Here is a 20,269-nt window from a genome sequence, read left to right as displayed (position 1 = left end):
CATCACTCCGCTGCGCCTGCACGAAGCCAAACGCAGAGGCCTACCAATGGTGTATAGGCGACGACCAACGCCAAGCCCCCATCGACCAGGCTAGCAGCCACACCGACCGCCCAGGGCAGAAGCCAACCCAACGTGATAAGCGCCACCGCGACAGTTACCGGAACATGCCCGGCCACTCGCCGTGCGGCCGACTGATAGGCATGACTGCGATGCGCCTGATATGCCGCCTCGCCACGCAGCAGACGGTGTAACAGCGTGAAAGTTGCATCGACAATGAACGCCCCGAGTAATATCAGCCAGCTCCACAGCAATTGTGGCGCTACCCAGGCGGCATTCAGCGTAAGAATCGCAACGGTGATACCCAGGAAGCCGCTTCCTGCGTCGCCCATGAATATCCGTGCGCGAGGAAAATTCCAGCAGCCAAACCCGGCCACCGCGGCGACCAACAACCACTCGACCTGACCCAACGCATTCGGGCCGCTCTCGGGCATCGCGATGACATAACACAGCAGCGCGCCAAGACAGGTGCCTATCGCCTCTGCACTGGCGATTCCATCGATGCCATCCATGAAGTTATAGAGGTTAAGCATCCACACCAGAAACAGCAGCGCCAACAGATGCCCCAGCCAGCCCAGATCCAGCGTCGAACCGAAGACGGTTAACCCAGGCAGCCCGCCCAGCCAAAACAAGGCCCAACCCGAAGCCAGAAAATGTCCCAACAACCGCCAGCGAGCAGCGATATGCCTATGGTCGTCGGCGAAGCCAACCGCTGCGACCAACAGCCCTGCCCCAATAACAGCGCACATAAGCGATATGCTTGCCAGCCCTGCAACTGACAGCACGGGCAATACAATGGTGACTACCGCAACGATCGCCACGCCGCCGCCCCGTGGCGTCGGCACGGTATGGGAGCTACGTGCGTTGGGCACGTCGATCAGACTTCGGCGCAGCGCATAACTCCGCAACCCAGCGGTGAGTACAAAAGACGCGACGAATGCCAGCGGCAATATCCACCAGAGCATCACGGTCTGCTCTGATATAGATAGTCCCGAGCCGTTTCCGCCAAAGCATCGTCCACCCGTACAGGCGGCGTCCAACCGAGCAGTTCCCAGGTCTTGCTCATGTCCACCTGCAACGATCCACAGAGCCGCGCATGGACATCCTCGCGCCCCAGCAACCGCGCCACCATAGCTAGCCAGCCATTGGGAATCGCCAGCAATCTCGCTGGACGCCCCAGGGCAGCTGCCAGGCGGCGCAATAGCTCGCTGATCGACAGATCTTCCCCGTCACAGACCATCAATGTTTGATTGGCCGCTGCCGGATGATCAATGCAGGTATCGATCAAATCGACCAGATTGCCCAGCGCCACCAGGCTGCGCTTGTTATCCAGGCCTCCTAGCGGCAGCGGCAGTCCCAACGAAAGCCAACGCATCATGCTGCGGAAATTTGCTCGCACCCCAGGCCCGTACACCAGCGGCAAACGGATGATCACCACCTCGAGACCGGTTTCGGCGCTGATCTTGCGCAACCCGACCTCCGCCTCGTACTTGCTCAACGCATACGGCCCGATTGGCGCGGGAAGATCAGCAGCAGTAAAAGGCCGCCCGGGTGCCGTGGCTTCGCCATTGACCTTTATGGAACTAATGAAAATGAACCGTCGCGCACCCGCTTCGACAGCGCTACGCGCTAGGTCCAGGGTCAGGTCGACATTGACCTTGCGAAACTCCGTCAACGGATCGTTGGCCTTGTCATCCATCACATGGACCCGTGCCGCGCAGTGGATGACTGAGTGAAGCTCCTCTGCCTGTGCTCCCGCAGCGAATGTACGGCTGTGTGAGAGTGGAACAGGAATGACCCCGACCGGGAGCAGCGCATCCACCCGACGCACCCACGCTAGGGCCCGAACGTCGGGCCGGCAGGCTAGACGCGCCAAAAGCGCGCGCCCTACAAGGCCTGTCCCGCCAGTTACTAGAATCTTTTTCTTCGCGCTCAACATAGCCTCCGACATACGCAGCCCTCCATAGCCGCCCGAACGCAGATTCTACGCGCCCAGTCATTGATCGTGCTCAGATTCCTCCGCCCACAACGATGCCGCCAAGCCCGGACCGAAACGAAGCGGCAGTTATTTGGCTGAGGGCAGCGATCCGGTTCGCCTTTCATTCAAGGAGCAAACGTTGATCATTCGTCACGGCATGCTGACCAGCGAGAATGACCACATTGGCGTTATCGAGACGTTGTCTGACATAAACTGGGCAGTGAACGGCAGCGCAACCAGGCCATTGAGATGTGCGTTCATCGATTGGCAAAAGCTATTGATGAAACCGAACTGACCCTGCGGCACGGGCAATGCGAGGAAGCTTGACCAGGTCGATTCAGGGCCGATTAATGTGCCTCTGAGCGATAAGGACGACGTCACCGAGCGGCCGTATCAGGTACTGGTCAGGCCTCCCACCGCGCGAAGACATGAAACTGAGCGCTCAGCGAAAAAGGTCTCGGGACTCGCCCGCTTGCTCTGCAACCGGACAGCATGAGCGAGTCAGTCAGACATCAGCCGACCAGCAATCTCAACCCGCTTGCAGCAAGCAGACAGCCGATCGCCATGTTGAGCCACTGAACCGCTAGTCGCTGACTCAGCCAGACACCAATCAGCACGCCCGGTATCGACCCGGTGAGCAAAGCGGCCAGAAGCGCCCAATCAACTGCCCCCGTCATCCAGTGCATTGCTCCAGCCACAAGCGCCAGCGGTATGGCATGCGCCAAGTCTGTCGCCACCAGCCGAGCACCTTGCAAACGAAAGGGATATAGATAAAGCAAAACAACGGCACCCAGAGCACCGGCGCCAACGGAGGTCAGGCTCACGGAAACGCCAATGAATGCCCCGGCAGCCACCGTGAGCCCACCCTGCCAGCGCTTGAACTGCTCGGCGTGCGCCAAGCGCAATGAAGTCCCCAGCCGGTGCAGCTGATCACGGCAAAATATCCCTAACGCTGACAGTAGAAGCAGCCAGGCCATCGCGTCACGTATCAACAGGTCCAGCGCACCTGGCCCCCCCTCCCTCCAGTAGCCCAGGCTCACTCCGACGAGCAGCGCCGACGGCAAGCTTCCGATCAACAAGCGGCGCAGCACCACGCGGTCGATCGTTCCGGCGCGGTAATGAACCGCGACGCCGCACGTCTTGGTCACAGCGGCGAACAGCAGGTCGGTCGCCACGGCGACACCTGGGGCGTAGCCGAACAGCAGGACCAGCAGCGGTGTCATCATCGCTCCACCGCCTACCCCGGTCAGCCCGACGAGAATACCGACGCCCAGCCCTGCGAGCATCAAAGGATCAAGCATTCACACCCACCGCTGCACACGCAGAGACACATGCCAGTTCAATGGCCGACGACGCGATTGTCCAGATACTCAAGAATCTCGTTGACCACCTCCGGAAGGCTTCGGTCCAGTGTCTCCAACCGGATCTCCGGATTCAGCGGCGCCTCGTAGGCGGAGTCGATCCCCGTGAAGTTCTTGATCAGCCCCGCGCGCGCCTTGCCATAAAGGCCCTTGGGGTCTCGACGCTCGCATTCGGCCAGTGGTGTATCGACGAATACTTCGATAAAGGCATCACCACCAATGATGGTGCGCGCCATGTCTCGATCAGCTCGAAACGGCGAAATAAACGCGGTGATCACAATCAGCCCGGCATCGACAAATAGCCGTCCCAGTTCGGCTATCCTGCGAATATTCTCCTCTCGGTCCGCATCGCTGAAGTCCAGGTCGCGACACAATCCCATCCGCACGTTATCCCCATCTAGCAGATAGGTATGCCGTCCGCGCTCGACAAGCGCGACCTCCAACGCATTGGCAATGCTGGATTTACCTGCCGCGCTGAGCCCGGTGAGCCAGATGGCGACGGGCGTCTGCCCCTTCAGCCGCGCACGCGTCGTGGCGTCGACATCTACCCGCTGCTGCACGACGTGCGAATTCCCGTTTTTCATGTTCATTCCATATCCTGCTCAACGTAAGCGACACGCATGACCTCTTCGATGCTGGTCAGGCCTCGGCTAGCCTTGATCAGTCCATCCTCAAGCAGGCCGCGATGGCCTTGCTTGCGGATCAAAGCCTTCATTTCCTGCAGCGGAGCCTGTCGGTTGACCAATTGCTGCAACGCACCAGTCAACGGAATCAACTCGTAGATCCCCATCCGGCCGCGATAACCTGTGTTATGGCAATGAGAGCAACCGACCGCACGCCTCCAGTCGCCCTGCCCACCGCCGCCCAGCGCATGCCACTCGGCCGGCAGCACTGGCGCCTCGTCCGGCTCTGCACAGTGCCCGCACAGCTTGCGCACCAGCCGCTGAGCCTGAACACCGCGAACCGAAGCGGCCACCAGAAACGGCTCGAGCCCCATGTCGACCAGACGAGTGAAGGCCGATGCTGCGTCGTTGGTGTGCAAGGTCGACAGAACCAAGTGACCAGTCAACGCTGACTGGATCGCGATTTGCGCCGTGTCCAGGTCACGAATCTCGCCGATCATGATGGTGTCCGGATCCTGGCGGAGAATGGCGCGCAACGCCCGTGAAAAGGTATAGCCGATCTCGGCGTGGGCCTGGATCTGCGTCACGCCTGGCACCTGATACTCGACCGGGTCCTCGACCGTGATGATCTTGTTGCTACCGTCGCGCATCTCGCCGAGTGCGGCATACAGAGTCGTGGACTTACCCGAACCAGTAGGGCCGGTCACCAGCACAATGCCGTTCGGAAAGCCCAGCCACTGCTTGAGCATCTCCAGATGATCGGTTTCGAACCCAAGCCCCCCCAGCGACAGCTCTTCCCGATTCTTGGGCAACAAACGCATCACGATCGACTCGCCAAAAATGCCCGGAGCGGTTGAGACACGAATGTCCATGTCCTTGCCGCTCAAGCGCAGCGTGATACGCCCGTCCTGAGGGAGGCGCTTTTCTGCAATGTCCAACCCAGCGATTAACTTGATACGCGAGCCAACCGCGGGGTAACGCTCGAACGGCTGGACCATCCGCGTATGCAGCACGCCATCCACCCGCATGCGCACCGTGAAACGGATTTCCTCCGGCTCCACATGAATATCCGACGCGCCCGAATCCACCGCCTGCGCCAGCAGGTTGTTCACCAACTCGACGACGGGGGCCTCTTCGATAAGGCTCTTGAGTGTCTGGCTATCGTCACGAAACAGATCGGACACCGCACTCTCGCGACGGATCTGCCCGACCAGGTTATCGATGTCCTGAGCTCTTGCCAGGTGTTGCTTGTGGGATCGATCGGGAAAGGTATAGGTCACCAGATCGATGACGCGCGAATCAGCCAGGTCCCGGGCGATCATGTGCAGATCGCCCTCGGCCTCCCATAGCACCAGATTGTTATCCAACAGCCAATCCAGCCGAACCGGAAGCTGAGCCATGAAGGCATAGGCATCACTGGGCGCAGGCATGGCGGCGGCGGCCATCAATGGCAGCCCGGACTGCTCGGCGAGTACGGCCAGCAGCGCATCTTCGGACAAGGCACCCATACGGATGAGAATCGAGCCCAGCCGGCCGCCAGTCTGCCGCTGCAAGTTCAGCGCTCGCTGCACGTCATCTTCACTGACCATGCCCGCCAGGACCAGACGCTCCCCCAACCTCATCGCAACTCCTCGGATCGCCGGCGCAGCGCGCCGAACGATCAAACGTTCTCAGAGGGCGCATTCTAGCGACCATGCCAGTGCTTTCACACAAAAGCTCATGACCGGGTGAAAACAAATACGGACAGCCGGCACTGAAGAATGAAACGGCCGAGCCGACAACATCCGAATTAATCCCTACAATGCGCCGCTTGCCTGCACTAACTGAAACAGGTTTTACACGATGAAATTCGCCTATGACGGTTTCGATGCTCAGGGTGAGCGCCAGACCGGCCTGCTGGAAGCCGCCAACAAGGTCGACGCCTTGCGCGAGCTGCAACGCAAGGCGATCACGCCCATCGACCTCAAGGCAGATGAAGGCAAAAAGGCCCCCGGCCTGTTCACGCCTCGATTGACGCGACAGCACATCACCCAGGCGCTGCATGAACTGACGCGCCTGATCGAATCCGATGTGTCGATTGCTGAATCGATCGAGGCCATGACCGACGCCGGTCATCACGAACGGATCGACCACGCGTTCGCAGGCATAGCGCGCGCTCTGCAACATGGCGAATCCTTTTCCGAAGCGCTTGCAGGCAGTGGCCTGCCACTGCCCGACTACCTTCTCCACTTGGTGCGTGCCGGAGAGCTCACCGGCGATCTCGCCGGAGCGCTCAAGCGCGCCCAGGAAAAAATGGAATATGACGATCGCACGGCGAACGAGCTCCGCAACGCCTTGACCTACCCCATCATTCTGGTGATCGCCGGCATCGCGGCGGTGCTCCTGATGTTCATTGTGGTGGTCCCGAAATTCAGCGGCATGCTGGACAAAAACAGCGCCACGGACATGCCATGGCTGGCGACCGCCGTGCTGAGCAGCGGCACCTGGTTTAACGCCAACTGGGAGGTGCTCCTCGGCGGGATCGCCCTCGCCGTATTTGCGGGCCTTGCGGCGCTTCGCCAGCCAGCCATGCGCGCCAGCCTTACCAACTGGCTGACACGGCTGCCCGTGATCGGCAGCTGGCTCACTGAAACCGACATGGCGAGCTGGTCCTATACCCTGTCCGCCATGCTCGCCTGCAAGGTCGAGTTGCTCGCGGCGCTGAGCCTGTCTACCGCCTCGATGCGCATCCCCCGCCGGCGTGCCGCCATGCAGGAGGTGATCCGCCAGGTGCGCGCAGGCAAGAGCGTCTCCTCTGCCCTGGAGGAAACGCACACCCTCAACCGCACCGGCATCAATTTGATAAAGGTCGGCGAGCGGACAGGCCGGGCGGCGGAGATGCTCGCATCGCTTGCCAACCTCTACGAAGAAAACAGCAAGAACCGGATGAAAAAGCTCATGGCGCTCATCGAGCCCGTGGCCATCCTGCTGATCGGCTCGGTGATCGGCGTTATCATCCTTGGCATCATCCTGGCCATTACCAGCGTCAACGACATGGCCATCTAACCTCGGAACCCCTATGAAGCTGTCATCTTTCGCCACCCGCCGCAGCCGTGGATTTACCCTGATCGAACTGTTGGTCGTCCTGGTCATTCTCGGCATGCTCGCCGGCCTGGTCGGCCCCCGGCTGTTTTCCAACGTCGACAAATCCAAGGTCAAGACGGCCGACACCCAGGTCAAGATGTTGCGCGGCTCGCTTCAGACCTACCGTCTGGATGTGGGCAGCTACCCCAACACCGAACAAGGCCTCGCCGCGCTGATGCACAAACCTGCGGATGTTGCCAATTGGCAAGGCCCTTACCTCGAAGACGAGCTGCCCAAGGACCCGTGGAACAACCCCTACGTCTACAAGAGCCCGGTCGATAATCTTCAGGGCTTCGCGTTGTATTCCCAGGGAGCCGACGGCAAGCCAGGCGGGGACGGCCTGGATGCCGAAGTAGGCTATCTGGAAAAGTAGCCATGCGAATGCCGGTACGCGGCTTTACCCTGATTGAGTTGCTGGTGGTGATCACCATCATCGGCCTGATTGCTGGCGTCGTTGCGCCTCGCTTCATCAACCTGGGCGACAAGCTGACTGTGAAGAACCAGCTGCAGGAGGTCCGACAGAGGGTCAATGGCCTTCCGCTTTTGGCCCTGCGCAACGGCACCCAGTTGCGCATCGGGGCAAAAGGCGCCCCACTGGATCTGCCAGACGGCTGGCGCGTCCTCGCCAAAACGCCGGTGATTTACCAGAGCAACGGCAGCTGCCTGGGCGGCGAGATCGAGATATGGCAAGGCGACAGCAAACGGGACAGCATCAGCCTTCAGGCACCGCTCTGCCAGTGGCGCTCGTGACCGTATGAAACCCATCTACATCCGACAACAGGGCTTCTCGCTGCTCGAAGCCATCGTCGCCCTGGTGATACTTGCTGGCAGCTGCATGGCGCTGTTCGCCTGGATCAACGGCAGTCTGGTGCAACTGCAGCGCGCCGAACTTTACGTAGAAGCCGGCCCGGCAATCGCCAGTGCCAGCCAGTACCTGAAAACCGTGGACCTGGCCCAGCGCCCCGAGGGTGCATTCAATTCCGGCAACATCACTGTCGACTGGCAGGCGAACGCCATTGAGCTTGACGTATCCCGAACCGCATCCTATGGCGGCAGCAATTTCCTGCTGTCGCTGTACGCGGTCACACTGACCCCGCACACAGCCAACCGCTCCCTACCCCCGCTGCATACCCGCATCGTCAACTACCGGCTCAAGCCAGGCCTGCCCGAGCCTACCGATGGCTTTTGAACGACGGCATCGCAACCAGCGAGGCATGACCCTGCTTGAGCTGCTGGTCGTTATGACGATACTTGCGCTGGTGACCAGCCTGCTGATGCAGGGCTTCGGCACCGCGCTGAGTACCTATGAGCGCGTGCAGCGTCGCCAGAGCGAGGGCATGCCGCTCGAACTGGGCTATCGCTGGTTCTCCGAAACGCTAGCCGGCACTCAGGCCGAACTTGACGCTCCGCGCCATTTCAGTGGCGATGCGCAACGACTCGGTGGCGTCACGCACCAGCCGTTGCAAGGGAATAATGGCCGGGTGAGCTTTTTCAGCTGGCAACTGAGCGAGGCAGAAACCGGCGAATTGAAGCTGTCCTACAGCCAGCCAAATGGCATCGACTGGGAGATCGTACGTTGGCCGGCAGGCAGCCGAGGCCGCTTCATCTATCGCGCCCCAAATGGCTCGGCCGCGGAGCGGTGGCCGTTGCCATCGGACAATGCCATGCAAACTGCAGACGACGGCAGCATTCCGGACGCCATCGCATTGGAAGTAACACCTGCCGACGGCCCGACCCTGCGCTGGTATGCCAACCTGCCCGGGCGCACCTATCCTCGCCTCGACTATCGCGACTTCTGATGATTCCCACCCCCCCTTCAACAGAAGCAGGCTATGCCTGCGAATCGCTCCCTCAGAGTGAGCCGATGCTGCGCGGCGGGGCTGCCACCTCGAGTTCGCGGGCATGGCCCGGCCATGCAGCGGGGAAGCGCAGCCAGGGCTTTGCACTGATCGCCGTGCTGGGTCTGTTGATGGTGCTGTCGCTGGTCGCCGCGTTCATCTCCAGTTATGCGGAACAACGCCTGGAGCAGACCTTCCAGCTGCGACAGCAGCTGCAGGGCCGCTTGGACCGGGATGCCACGCTCGCCACGTTGCTGCATGTGGTCGCTACACGCCCCCTGGTCCAGAACGCCTATCTGCTGCGCAGCCCACCACCTGCAGAAAGCAGCTATGACCCTTTTTCCAATACGGCAGCCGACGTTGATATCAGCGCCTACCCGCATCTGTTCGTCGATGGCCGACGCTATCAGGGCATCGGCAACAGCAGCTTCGCCCTTCAGGACGAAGGCTCGCTGTTAAGCCTGCTCGACCCGGATCGCGAACGCTGGACAGCGCTGTTCAGGCAGAACGGTCTGACGCCGCAGCAGGCCGAACGCTTTCTCGACCAGCTCCAGGATTACACCGACCAGGACGATCTGCGTCGCCTCAATGGCGCCACCTCGAGCGACTACCTCAATCAGGGACTGGCGCCGCCTCCGCAGCGCCTGATGATCAGCCCCGGCCAAGTGTTCAACCTGCTCGACAGTACCGCCCTGCATGGCCCGCTGCTGGCGATGCTCCCCTTCGCGACCACACGTAGCGGCCAACTGCACAACCTCAACACCGCGCCCGCCGCGGTGTTGCAGACCATCCCTGGGATCGATGAAAACCTGGCCGAAGCCCTTGTCCAGGCGCGGCAAACCAGGCCTTATGCGGACCTGGCGGATGCCAACGAGCGCCTTGGCCGGATCATTCCGCTCGACCCTCTCGCAGCCCCCAGCCAGGCCTCGCCGTACCTGAGAATTAAGCTATGGACGGTCATGGCCGATTGCAGACAGCCGATATGGCTTGGGCTATCATCCACGCCCACTTCCAGAACCACCCCTTGGGAAATAGATTATCTCTTCTCGCTTGACCACGAGCAGCCTTGCCGCACGCCTCAGCCAGTGGCTTTCCCGCCGCTGCTCGAGTCAGCAATGGACGGTTGACCGACGCGACATCCGGCAACAAGCCCACGCAGGCTTGCGGCCTCGCGTTCTGCTGTCGAGAGAGTTAAGTCTTTTTTTCAATCTGGATTTCAGCAAGATTCCTGCAAGCAAACGCCCCCAAGCGCTCCAGCAACAATTACTGCTGCTATCCCCGTTCAGCGAGCCTGGCCATTACGCGAACTGGCAGGACGGGCGTGCTCAGCTGTGGATCTGGGACCAGGCCGCGCTGCTGCAGCGCGCGCCGCAAGCCGCGCGCTACAGCATCCTGCCGGATTCCGCGCTGAGCCTGACCAACTCGCTCACCGACGGCGAACGCATGGTGTCAGGCATCAATGGGCTTGAATGGCAGCGCTGGCGAGACGGCCAGCTGATCGACAGCCGCTGGACAACCAACGCCACATCCGAGCTGCCGCAACTCGAGCTCGACCTGACCCAACGCAGCCCGCTGCAGGCAGCCGATCGCCAGCTCGTGCAACGCATGGCCCTGGCGGGCGTCGCCGCCATTCTGTTCGCGGCCCTACTGATCCAGGCCGGTGCCTGGCTGGATTTGAGCCGCCAGCAGGAACGGCTCGCCAGCCAACTGTCGGACCTCGAAGAAGGCAGCCAACTCCAGGCGCAAGCGCGGCGGCGCGTCCTACAAAGCCGTGACCGCTGGCTCACCCGTCAAGCACTGTTCAGCCACAGCCAGGGCGAATTGATTGCGCGTATTGGCGAAGCATTACCATCCAGCGCCAGCCTCTGGCAGCGCTACGACTACCAGCCCGGCCGCCTGCAGATTTTCCTCCTCGACCCGAGCCCGGACCCGCGCGACTACGTCCGCCGCCTGGATGAAACCGGGCTGGTCGATAGCGTCCAGGTACAACCCGAGCCGCGTAACAGCATGGTCACGCTGCAGGCCGTCCCCTTTGCTGGCGGAGCCAATCGATGAGCGCCTGGCTGCAGCGTGAATGGGCGCAGGCGCGCGAACAACTCGAGGCCAACCCGCGGCTGCGCCTGGGCGTGTTGGCGATCCCACTGATCGCCCTGCTGTATTTGAACCTGCTGCTGGGCGATGCGCGCAGCGAGCAACAGCAGGCCATTCGCGATCTCCAGGAACAACTCCTTGATGCCGGCCAGCTGGCCGGGCAGGACGAATGGGTCGAGCGCCTTGACCAGGCGCATGCCCGGCTCGACGATCAGGCCAAGCGCCATTTCGGCAGTGCCGACAGTGAAGCCTTTGCCCGCGCCGACATACAGGCCAGCGCCCAGGCGCTACTTGCCGAACAGAACCTCGAACAGATCCGCATCGAGGTTTCGACCGCGGGCAAGGCCGACCCCGCAACCGGACTGATTCCGCTGCAACTGCGCCTGGCGGGCAATGCACAGGGCGAACAGCTCTATGCACTGATCACTGCCATGGAGACCGGCAAACCCACCTATCGCATCGACAACCTGAACGTGCAGGCACAGCGCGACAGCCACTTGGTCTTCTCGTTAATCGGCACCGCTTGGCACCGCCCTTGGAGCAGCGCCGAATGAATGCGCGACTGATCCTGGCTGCACTGACACTGGTGCTCGGCCTGCCGCTGATCGGCTACCTCTGGCCACAGCCGACGCCCAGCGCCCTGCAGGATACCGAAGAAGGCTGGGCTTGGCCTGAGGCCGCCAGCGAGACGCCACGCGCCGAGCTGCCGGAAAACCTTGCCAACTATTGGCCGGGCAAAAAGCCGACCAACAGCACTGAAGCGGACCCGGCGTCAGCCGATAGCCAGCGTGGGGCGACACAGCATGACTGGAAGCTGATCGGCGTGATTCGCCAGGGCAGCAGCCTCAGCGCCCTGGTGCAAGACCCGCAGCAGAATATCGTCACGCTCAGGCCCGGTGACCGGCTGGATGAGCAACGCCGCGTAAGCGAATTGAAGCCGACGTCCCTGCTCTGGCGGGATGACGAAGGCGGCACTGGCGAGTTGCCGCTCTATCCCGAACCCGCCGCAGAATAGAACAACCCCGGAACATACCGGGGCTGCCGACATCATGAGAACTCACATGAAAATCAACGCTCACGGTCAGCTCCGCTGCCGCCTCTCGCGCTTCCCTCTCAGTTTGCTCACGCTGGCCGTAATGCTGAGCGGCTGCGCCATTGACCCCAGCCCCACGCCACTGCCCGAACCCATTCGCCCGCCGCAGCAACTGGAAGCCTACGATGCCAACCTGCAGCAGGGCTCGGTGCGTGACGAACAGACGCTCAAGGCACAACGCTTCCAGACCACCCCCGGTCAGGTGCGAAAGGGGCCGACCTATGTCGAGGCCAGCGCCGATGCCTTGGGCCAGCATCTCACTGGCCCGGCGATCAGCCTCAACCTGAACAACTTTCCGCTGCCGGCCTTCATCAACGAAGTGTTCGGCAACCGCCTGGGGCTGTCCTTCAGCATCGCTCCGGCGCTTCAGAGCAAGAGCGACCTGGTATCGCTGCGCCTGAACGAACCCCAACCCCCAGCGGACATTTTCGCCACTGCTCGCTTTGTGCTGAATGATTATGGCGTTGCCATAACCGAGCGCGAAGGCGTGCTCTATTTCCAGGCAGCCGACAACACCGCCAATGACAGCCTGCCGCTGCTGGTCAGCGGCAGCGCCCTGCCCGATGTCCCTATGTCGCACCGCCCGGTGTTCCAGCAAATCCCGATGCGCGTAGTGCGCAGCGACTCCATGGTGCTCTGGCTGAAAGATATGTTTACCGGCACCAGCCTGCAGATCAGCAGCGACCCACTGCGCAACGCAGTCATGCTGCGCGGCCCGATTGAACTGATACGTCAGGCCAGCCAGGCCGTCGAGCTGTTCGACCAGCCGGCGCTCAAGGGCAGCTACAGCATGGCGATCAGCCCGGTCTACTCGGAGGCCGAGGCCCTTGGCACTGCGCTGGTCAAGGTGCTACAGGCCGAAGGCTATGACGTTTCTGAAAATCCACCGCTTGGGGGCGTTGTCGTGCTCAAGCTCAAGGAACTGCAACGCCTGATCGTTTTTGCCGCCGATCCCGCCATTCTCACGACCGCACGCCACTGGGTCGAACTGCTTGACCGCCAGAGCCAGGAGCAGGTGGAAAGCGGCCTGTTCGTCTATCAGGTACGCAACACCCAGGCCGCCGGCATCGCCACCATGCTCGGCGCGCTCGGTTATAGCGCCAGCATTCCAGACACCGGCCTGAACAACAGCAATACCAGCAGCGCCACCGGCACCAGCGCAGGCAACCTGACCGGCAGCACGGGCTTTGGCAGCTCGGCCAGCAGCGATACTGGCGGCAGCCGCAACAATGGGGCACGGACCATTGAAGGCAACTCAGGCCAAGGCAACGTGGTGGTGGATGCCAATCGCAACGCCATCATCTACAAGGGCAGCGGCCAGCAGTGGCTACAGCTGCGTCCACTACTCGAAGAACTGGACCGCCCCGTGCCCTCGGTGATGATCGACGTATTGCTGGCGGAGGTGAACATCAATGATCGCGAAGGCCTGGGCATCGACTGGCGCAACATCACTGCCAGCATCGGCGCGACGGACCTGATTCTCGGTACGGCCAACGGCATCGGCGCCAGTGGCCTGAACATTAGCGCCCTGAACAGCGCAGGCCAGACCAAGGCAGCGCTCAACGCGTTCTACGAAAACAAGCAAGCGGTGATCCGCTCCAGCCCCAAACTGATGGTTCGCAGCGGCGAAGAAGCCCACATCGAGGTGGGCAACGAGATTCCGGTAGTCACCGGCACAACGCAATCCACCGATACCGCCAGCGCGCCCATCACCCAGACGGTGCAGTACCGCAAAACGGGCGTGCTGCTCAGCATCAAGCCCACGGTGCAGGCCAGCGGCGTGGTTGATTTGCAGGTGAGCCAGGAGTTGTCCGAAAGCACCGACACCGGCACCGGCGCAAGCCTCACGCCCGTTATTAACAACCGCAAGGTTGAAACCACCCTGACCCTGCGCGACGGCGGCTCGGTGATGCTGGCCGGCCTGATCTCCAGCAATAAGGGCCGCGGCGAAACCGGTGTACCGTTACTGGGCGATATCCCCTGGGTGGGCAACCTGTTCAAATCCCAGAGCGCCAGCGAAAACCGCACCGAGCTGATTGTGATGATCATCCCCTACATCATCCGCGACTTTGATGAGGCCCAGAGCTTGACGCGCAGCTACCGCGACCGCTTGCCGCTCAACAGCGCGCCGAACCTGGAGCGCCGGGGCTTCAACCAGCTGCCCGAGGCCAATCCCACCCCGCCAGCAGCCCCGGTCTCGCCTGCAATCATCCCCTGACCCTGCACATGCGCGGCCCGAGGCCGCGCACCGGGGCCTTGCCGTGCGGTACCGCGCTGGCCCCGCCCCCCGACACGCCCCTGCGCCCGCAGGAGCGGCCACACCACACCTGCGAACCAATCCGCCTACCCCTCCAGGCATTACCCAACCCACCTGGACGAGCCCCTCCCGTAACAACCCACCCCAAACGCAGCCCCTTGTAGGAGCGGGCCACCCCCGCGAACTGAGGCGCCTGCCTGCTCCCCTCCGGCCAACCGGCACCGCATATAACGTTCTGCGATGCTCGACCTTGTAGTGGCACAGAGAATTAATCCCAAAACAGCGACAACGAATAACAGGCGTCAATCTACAAGCGGCCGCCCCTGAGTCGCCGACAAACGGCCATAAACTAGGAAAACCCACGTAAAATCAGGGTTTCAAGATATTTCAGCCGCGAAGTTGACGACAAAATCTAGTCGATTAAAGCGCACGGCTAATCCTTGTGCTTGCACTTTGATACCGGATCGATATCATCCACCTCGGCCAACCCTTGGGGGGAGACCCACCCGCCGAATGCCGCTCGTTCCCTTCCGGAAGAGAGCGAGCACCCGTAAACGGCAGGTGAAAGGACGGTTCGAAGGACTTCGAACCAACACAACATTTGGAGTGACTCCGCATCATGAAAAAGACACTACTCGCCCTGGCAGTTTCTGCTCTGAGCGTTAACGCATTCGCAGCTAACGTTGACTTCACCGTTACTACTCCGATCGTAAACACCATCGCGACCGAGTTGTCCCTGCCGGCAAACAACTTGGTTACCACCGCAGAAACCTTGACTTGGGACCTGGGCTTTTCGGTTACCACCGCGACTCAGCGCTACATCAAGGTCTCGCTGACGAACGGTGCCAAGTTCACCGCCGCTCCGACTCTGCAGGTCAATGATGGTGTCAATCCAGCAGTCGACGGCGCACTCTCCCAAGGCGGAGCTGGTCAGAACTTCGTTATCATGGAAGTCACCCCCGGTAACAACCTGGCACCAGCCGCCGACGTAGTATTGTCCCTCAACAATCTGACCCTGACTGGCAAAAACGAAGTCGGCGTTAGCTATCAGCTTTTCGAGACCGCTGTTGATGCCGTCAATGGCACCAATGCACTGGTCAACGTAGCTGCCAAGCCTTACATCAAATTCGGCACTGGCCTGGTTGCTACCTTCCAGCCTTTCAGTGTCCAGCGTGTGATCGATGTTGCTGCCAACCCAACCTCCACCGCCTTCACTGGCGCTCTGGATGCTAACAGCGCCAAGATCGGCGCAGTGGCCATCGACGCAGTTCCTGGCCTGGTTAACTACAGCATGGCGCCCGTTGCTCTGGCCAGCCTCGTTGGTGCAGGCACCGCGCTGGAAGTTGAAGGCGACTTTTCGGCAGGTCTGAAAACTGCTGGCGCGCTGGTCCCAGATGCTGTGAAACTCGGCGGTGGTGCAATCGACATCAATGGCACTTCGGCTAGCTCGCTGACCGCTACCAAAGCAACCTTCGTCATCGACGCAGCAGTGCAAGGCAACCCGGCCACTCCGACTTATGTTGACGTTGTCTACCACGTTGCCGGCGGCGCAGCCAACACCATCGCACCGTCCAGCTACACCGCCAACTACAAGGTCGTTCCGGCTGCTAACACTACTACTGCTGGCGTAAACATCGGCAAGATTGGTGAGCTGGCCAAGAACGGCGCTTCCCAGTACGTTGACCTCGCTCTGAAGCCGGGTGGCGCTTACGAGAACTTCGTTCGCATCTCCAACAAAACCAACGTTGCCGGTAATGTTTACATCACCGTCATCGCTGACAATGGCGCCCAGCAGACCATCAACCTGAGCGACGTCGCTGGCCAGTCCGCCACTCTGGCAGCTCGCTCCTCCACCACTCAGATCAGCGTCAAGCAGATCTTCGACGCTGCCGCCGCCAAAGGGCTGGTACTGGCCGGTGAAGGCAAGCTGCGTCTGCTGGTTGACGGTGAGTTCCCGGCTACCGGTAACACCACCAATGCCAACGATTACGGCCTGAGCGTTCAGAGCTACACCGTTGCCAAAGACGGCAACAGCTTCGCCACTTTCTAAGCTTCATTTGAAAGCGGTTTAGCTGAATGAAAGGGCAGCCCTCGGGCTGCCTTTTCTATTCATCGGTAGTCCATTTCCATCCCCGCTTCACCCCCGCATCGACCAGCCGTCCCGAACAGGGTGACGCCCCTTCGTTCTGCCTCTAGAATCCCGCCATCATTTATTTGCGGCGCGCTGCCGCGTTGTGATCTATGTGATGGATGACTGGCCAGAGGGCCTCCAGCACATTCGTTGAAAGCCATTGCAGTAGTAAATATGGGACAGACCGCGTTTTCCATACCTTCCTTCACGCTAATCTACCGGCCCGCATCCCACGGGCAGTTCCATGCCCCGCCGTCCGCGCCTTACCCTACCTAATTGCCACTCCACCTGACCCAGCGCGGCAGCAATCGGCAGGTCTGCCTCGTTGCAGACGGAGACATCGCGATTTCCCTCGACTTGCTGCATGAATACGCGGGTAAAACCAACTGTGCATCCATGCCTATGTATTGATGGCCAATCATGTTCATCTGCTGATTAGCGCCTAACGTGCCGAGGCGCCGGGAGAACTGATGAAGCACTCGGGCAACGTACGTGCAGTATTTCAATCGCGCCTATCGGCGTAGTGGGACGCTGTGGGAGGGCCTGTATCGCTCCTGCCTGACACAGGCAGAGGGCCATATGCTGGCTAGTCCGCGTTACGTCGAGTCGAATCCGGTACGGGCCGCCATGGTGATGCAGCCTGCGGACTATCGCTGATCGAGCTATCGGGCCGATGCTCAGGGAGAGTTGAGTATGCTGATTCAGCCCCACTAGGTGTACCGGTACTAGGGTTTGATGCCCCTAGTCACCAGGCAGCCTACCGTGAACTGGTTCGCCAGGAGCTGGAGCTTGGCCTGGTGGACGCTGAGATGGCGCTCATGCTTGGCCGGCGAGTAATACCCGGGCAGGCTGGCTGGCCCCGCAAACAAAGCCCGTCAGCGTCGGCGGACTCGTTTGGCTGAGATCCGTCTGGGCGCTCTCATTCCCCAGATGAACATCAGCGTTTCTGCTTCAGCGACCGCAAGACCTGGTGCATAAACAGAGAAAACGGTTGCTGCTATCGGCCTACCGCAGTAAGCGCGCGAGCCCTCTTTGAAGTACGCAATCTCAGTACAGACAGGCGCACAGAGTGATGAAACGGGAGGGATCGTATCTCAGACTCAACCAGACACTGGAGTGCGCATTGGTTACAATCACCGCCCGCCCGCGCGTGTCAGCGCTATCAACTTCCCTGCATCTCGCACGAGCGTGCCATGCCTGCGCAGCCCAGCCCGCCTAGAAACCTGCCCGCCGCCGACGGCATCCGCGGCCTGGCCTGCCTGCTGGTGCTTCTGGTTCATGCGTTCAGCCACTTCTACCCGGCGACCTTTCCACTGACACGCGGAGCCGGAAAATACGGCGTCTGGCTGTTCTTTGTCCTCAGCTCCTTCTTGCTTACGCTGCGCCTGCAACAGCGCGGCTTTGGCTTGTCGAGCCTCGCCGACTACGCGCTCGGGCGCACACTGCGCGTTCTGCCGCTCTATTTTCTGGCCTGTCTGCTGTATTACTGGGCAGGGATCGGCATCACAACAGCCACCGAATTGAAAGCCGCCCTAACTTTCCAGCAAGGCTTCATTCACCTCTGGACGATTCCGGTGGAGTTCAAGTTTTACCTGCTGCTCCCGCCGCTGGCCTGGGCCGGCCTGTGGCTACTACGCCGATATGGCCACGCCACGCTGACCATCGGCGGATTGTCGCTGCTGCTCCTACAGCAGGTGTTATGGCCTTATTGGCAGACGCCCGAGAACTCGGCTGAAACTCGCTGGTATCTGCCTGCATTCCTGTTTGGCATCCTCGCCGCGCTGCTGCTACAACGCCTGCGACAACTGCCTCGGGCACGCGTCGCCACGCCCTACGCACTCGCCACATTGCTGATCCTGCTGCTCGCTCTGCCGGGTACCCGCCTGTGGTTATTTGACACGCCACCGTCAATGGCCCTCATGAACAAACACCTTTACCTGGGCCTACTGTGGGCGATTTTTCTTGTGCTGTTGGTCGACGGCCACGGGCTCGCTGGGCGTTTGCTAATGAGCAGGCCGATGGCATGGCTGGGCGCGATCAGCTATTCGACCTATCTGTTTCATTGGTTGGTCTTCAGTCTTCTGGCAAGATACTGGCAAGGTAGCCTCATCGCCATGCTCGCCGCAGTGATCTTGGCCTTGCTGGCCGGCATGCTGGGTTATCGGCTCCTTGAGCAACCCGCCGAGCAGTTTCGCCACCGTTTGTCCCGAGCCATTCGTAAACTCATCCAACGAGAGCCGGCTGTTCGTTAGCTCATACAACAAGTGGCACGATCTGTTGGCTGCCGCTGCCGCAACGCACATAAAGGTAGTTCAAATTGGCAGTCCAACAGACGACTGCGTTCTCAGCATTGCACCCTGCCTAATTGCCTGGCTATTTGCCCCAGTAGATCGCACTGCGTCGGGTTGACCTTGCCTGGCATGATCGAGCTGCCCGAAGGCTCAAGGATTCATACCCCTCTTTAAACAGCACGTCGCCGAACTGTATTCAGAACGGAAAGTTACTTATAACGTCGCTACACAGCGGCGCAGATGGCCTAATTATCGAGAGAAGGCAAGCTCATGGAACGAAGAATCAATTGGATCGATTCACTGAAATTCGTCGGCATTTTCTACATCTATCTTGGCCACTTGGGCGGCAGCGCTGGCAATTTGTACCCTTTCGTTTTTTCCTTTCACGTCCCTTTGTTCTTTTTCATCTCCGGATGCTTTGCGAGCACCCGCACGCGCACTTCGTTCAGGCAGTTCACGATCGATAAGTTCAAGCAGTTGATGATTCCCTACTTCGTCTATTCGCTGCTGTCCATCGTGGTGTATCTGCTCTGTATTCCGGCAACGGACAGCTTCAGCGTAGTTGCCAGCCTCGCGCTGAAGGCATTGCTTGGGGTACGAAACGAAACCCCCTATGGGCCAAGCCTCTGGTTTCTGCCCTGCATTTTCGTCACTGCGCTGATTTTCCGTGCTGCCTGCACCATCACCACCACCCGAGCCGGGCTGGCGTGCGTCTTCGTCGGTTTGTACCTGGCAAGCCTGTTCGCCCTGGATTCACCACCGGCCCAGACCCCTCGGATGTGGCTGAACGTGGACAGCGCCATGTATTACGGCTTGTTCTACTTTCTGGGCTGGCTGTCTTTCGGTTGGATCAAGCACCTGGACTTGCGCTTGCACATGAACAACCCAAGCGGGTTGCTACTGATCGGCTGCACCGGGGCGGTAGTCCTGATGACGTTCCTGAAAGGCATCAACTATCCCTACTCCGCTCTGGGATGGGATCTAGCCAATCCTGTCCGTCTTATCTTCAATCTGCCGTTGATTCTGGCACTGATCGTCTTTCACTTCTTCGTTGCGTATTCGCTCGCAGGGCTGCGGTACGCCACAGCCCTGGGCAAAGAGACACTGACGTTATGTGGGCTCGAAACCATTACCCGCACGGTGCTGATTTCGTCGATCACGACGGCGGGCCTGACGCTGAGCATAAACAATGCGTTTTCGGCGATCATCTTCACCGTCGTGACATTGTCGTTTTCGCTCTATGTGGTGATCCCCTTCAAGAACACGATAGTGAAGCACTACGCCAATGAAGCCAGGCGTCGCGAAGTAGACGAAATGCAACCGGTCATGGAACCGGCGTTGTCAGGCTTGGCCACTGAAGAGCCGCTGACAGCGAGAGCGCCCGGCTTGCCCCCTCGAACAGAGTAACGCTCTCAGAGCAGCACAA

Annotated in this window: 19 protein-coding genes; 13 read left to right on the top strand and 6 right to left on the bottom strand. The window is 60.5% G+C overall.

Going from position 1 to position 20,269, the window contains the following annotated elements; genetic code table 11:
• Positions 1-2 precede the first annotated feature (2 nt).
• The 5 genes from ACIGHL_RS12060 to ACIGHL_RS12040 form a co-directional block, all read right to left on the bottom strand.
• On the bottom strand, positions 3-1,025 hold the full coding sequence (locus ACIGHL_RS12060; RefSeq protein ID WP_446697595.1) for an MraY family glycosyltransferase: 1,023 nt from the start codon (positions 1,023-1,025) through the stop codon (positions 3-5).
• Complete coding sequence (locus ACIGHL_RS12055) at positions 1,022-1,996, bottom strand: NAD-dependent epimerase/dehydratase family protein (protein WP_446697611.1); 975 nt, start codon at positions 1,994-1,996, stop codon at positions 1,022-1,024. The genes ACIGHL_RS12060 and ACIGHL_RS12055 overlap by 4 nt, the downstream gene beginning before the upstream one ends.
• Positions 1,997-2,547: 551 nt before the next feature.
• The gene (locus ACIGHL_RS12050; protein ID WP_446697594.1) at positions 2,548-3,336 is read right to left on the bottom strand and encodes a sulfite exporter TauE/SafE family protein; all 789 of its coding nucleotides are present in this window, start codon (positions 3,334-3,336) and stop codon (positions 2,548-2,550) included.
• 38 nt (positions 3,337-3,374) lie between these two features.
• Positions 3,375-3,986 carry an adenylyl-sulfate kinase gene (gene cysC, locus ACIGHL_RS12045; RefSeq protein ID WP_446697593.1) on the bottom strand — a complete coding sequence of 204 codons (612 nt, stop codon included), beginning with the start codon at positions 3,984-3,986 and terminating at the stop codon, positions 3,375-3,377.
• Positions 3,983-5,641 (bottom strand): GspE/PulE family protein, encoded by a 1,659-nt coding sequence (locus tag ACIGHL_RS12040; RefSeq protein WP_446697592.1) that lies wholly within the window; start codon positions 5,639-5,641, stop codon positions 3,983-3,985. The genes cysC and ACIGHL_RS12040 overlap by 4 nt, the downstream gene beginning before the upstream one ends.
• Positions 5,642-5,861: 220 nt before the next feature.
• Between ACIGHL_RS12040 and ACIGHL_RS12035 the strand changes: the two genes are divergently transcribed.
• The 12 genes from ACIGHL_RS12035 (at position 5,862) to ACIGHL_RS11980 (ending at position 18,804) form a co-directional block, all read left to right on the top strand.
• The gene (locus tag ACIGHL_RS12035; protein WP_127840231.1) at positions 5,862-7,064 is read left to right on the top strand and encodes a type II secretion system F family protein; all 1,203 of its coding nucleotides are present in this window, start codon (positions 5,862-5,864) and stop codon (positions 7,062-7,064) included.
• A 13-nt stretch (positions 7,065-7,077) separates the two neighbouring features.
• A complete protein-coding gene (gene gspG / locus ACIGHL_RS12030; protein ID WP_127840232.1) occupies positions 7,078-7,515 on the top strand; it encodes a type II secretion system major pseudopilin GspG in 438 nt (145 codons plus the stop codon).
• A gap of 2 nt (positions 7,516-7,517) precedes the next feature.
• Positions 7,518-7,892 carry a type II secretion system protein gene (locus ACIGHL_RS12025; RefSeq protein WP_127840233.1) on the top strand — a complete coding sequence of 125 codons (375 nt, stop codon included), beginning with the start codon at positions 7,518-7,520 and terminating at the stop codon, positions 7,890-7,892.
• Positions 7,893-7,896: 4 nt separating this feature from the next.
• Positions 7,897-8,331: a PulJ/GspJ family protein gene (locus ACIGHL_RS12020; RefSeq protein WP_127840234.1), complete on the top strand. Its 435-nt coding sequence runs from the start codon at positions 7,897-7,899 to the stop codon at positions 8,329-8,331.
• Positions 8,321-8,941: a type II secretion system protein gene (locus ACIGHL_RS12015; protein ID WP_127840235.1), complete on the top strand. Its 621-nt coding sequence runs from the start codon at positions 8,321-8,323 to the stop codon at positions 8,939-8,941. The genes ACIGHL_RS12020 and ACIGHL_RS12015 overlap by 11 nt, the downstream gene beginning before the upstream one ends.
• Positions 8,941-10,107: a type II secretion system minor pseudopilin gene (locus ACIGHL_RS12010; RefSeq protein ID WP_446697590.1), complete on the top strand. Its 1,167-nt coding sequence runs from the start codon at positions 8,941-8,943 to the stop codon at positions 10,105-10,107. Before ACIGHL_RS12015 ends, ACIGHL_RS12010 begins: the two co-directional genes overlap by 1 nt.
• Positions 10,108-10,141: 34 nt before the next feature.
• Positions 10,142-11,035, top strand: coding sequence for a hypothetical protein (locus ACIGHL_RS12005; RefSeq protein WP_446697589.1), 894 nt, complete (start codon positions 10,142-10,144; stop codon positions 11,033-11,035).
• Entirely contained in the window at positions 11,032-11,625 is a 594-nt protein-coding gene (locus ACIGHL_RS12000; protein WP_446697588.1) for a GspMb/PilO family protein, read from the top strand. Before ACIGHL_RS12005 ends, ACIGHL_RS12000 begins: the two co-directional genes overlap by 4 nt.
• Positions 11,622-12,086: a hypothetical protein gene (locus tag ACIGHL_RS11995; protein ID WP_446697587.1), complete on the top strand. Its 465-nt coding sequence runs from the start codon at positions 11,622-11,624 to the stop codon at positions 12,084-12,086. The genes ACIGHL_RS12000 and ACIGHL_RS11995 overlap by 4 nt, the downstream gene beginning before the upstream one ends.
• A gap of 46 nt (positions 12,087-12,132) precedes the next feature.
• The gene (locus tag ACIGHL_RS11990) at positions 12,133-14,382 is read left to right on the top strand and encodes a secretin GspD/PilQ domain-containing protein (protein ID WP_446697586.1); all 2,250 of its coding nucleotides are present in this window, start codon (positions 12,133-12,135) and stop codon (positions 14,380-14,382) included.
• A 658-nt stretch (positions 14,383-15,040) separates the two neighbouring features.
• Complete coding sequence (locus ACIGHL_RS11985) at positions 15,041-16,471, top strand: hypothetical protein (RefSeq protein WP_446697585.1); 1,431 nt, start codon at positions 15,041-15,043, stop codon at positions 16,469-16,471.
• Positions 16,472-17,745: 1,274 nt separating this feature from the next.
• Positions 17,746-18,804, top strand: coding sequence for an acyltransferase family protein (locus ACIGHL_RS11980; protein WP_446697583.1), 1,059 nt, complete (start codon positions 17,746-17,748; stop codon positions 18,802-18,804).
• A 92-nt stretch (positions 18,805-18,896) separates the two neighbouring features.
• Here ACIGHL_RS11980 and ACIGHL_RS11975 read toward each other — a convergent pair whose 3' ends face one another.
• A complete protein-coding gene (locus ACIGHL_RS11975) occupies positions 18,897-19,001 on the bottom strand; it encodes a lyase family protein (protein WP_446697610.1) in 105 nt (34 codons plus the stop codon).
• A gap of 112 nt (positions 19,002-19,113) precedes the next feature.
• On the opposite strand from ACIGHL_RS11975, the gene ACIGHL_RS11970 reads away from it, so the two are divergent.
• Positions 19,114-20,250: an acyltransferase family protein gene (locus tag ACIGHL_RS11970; RefSeq protein ID WP_446697582.1), complete on the top strand. Its 1,137-nt coding sequence runs from the start codon at positions 19,114-19,116 to the stop codon at positions 20,248-20,250.
• Positions 20,251-20,269: the final 19 nt, after the last annotated feature.

Source organism: Pseudomonas sp. NPDC077451 (genome assembly GCF_044543345.1).
Lineage (GTDB): Bacteria > Pseudomonadota > Gammaproteobacteria > Pseudomonadales > Pseudomonadaceae > Stutzerimonas.
Note: the sequence above shows the minus strand (reverse complement) of the source record. Positions and strands in the feature narration are given on the sequence as shown.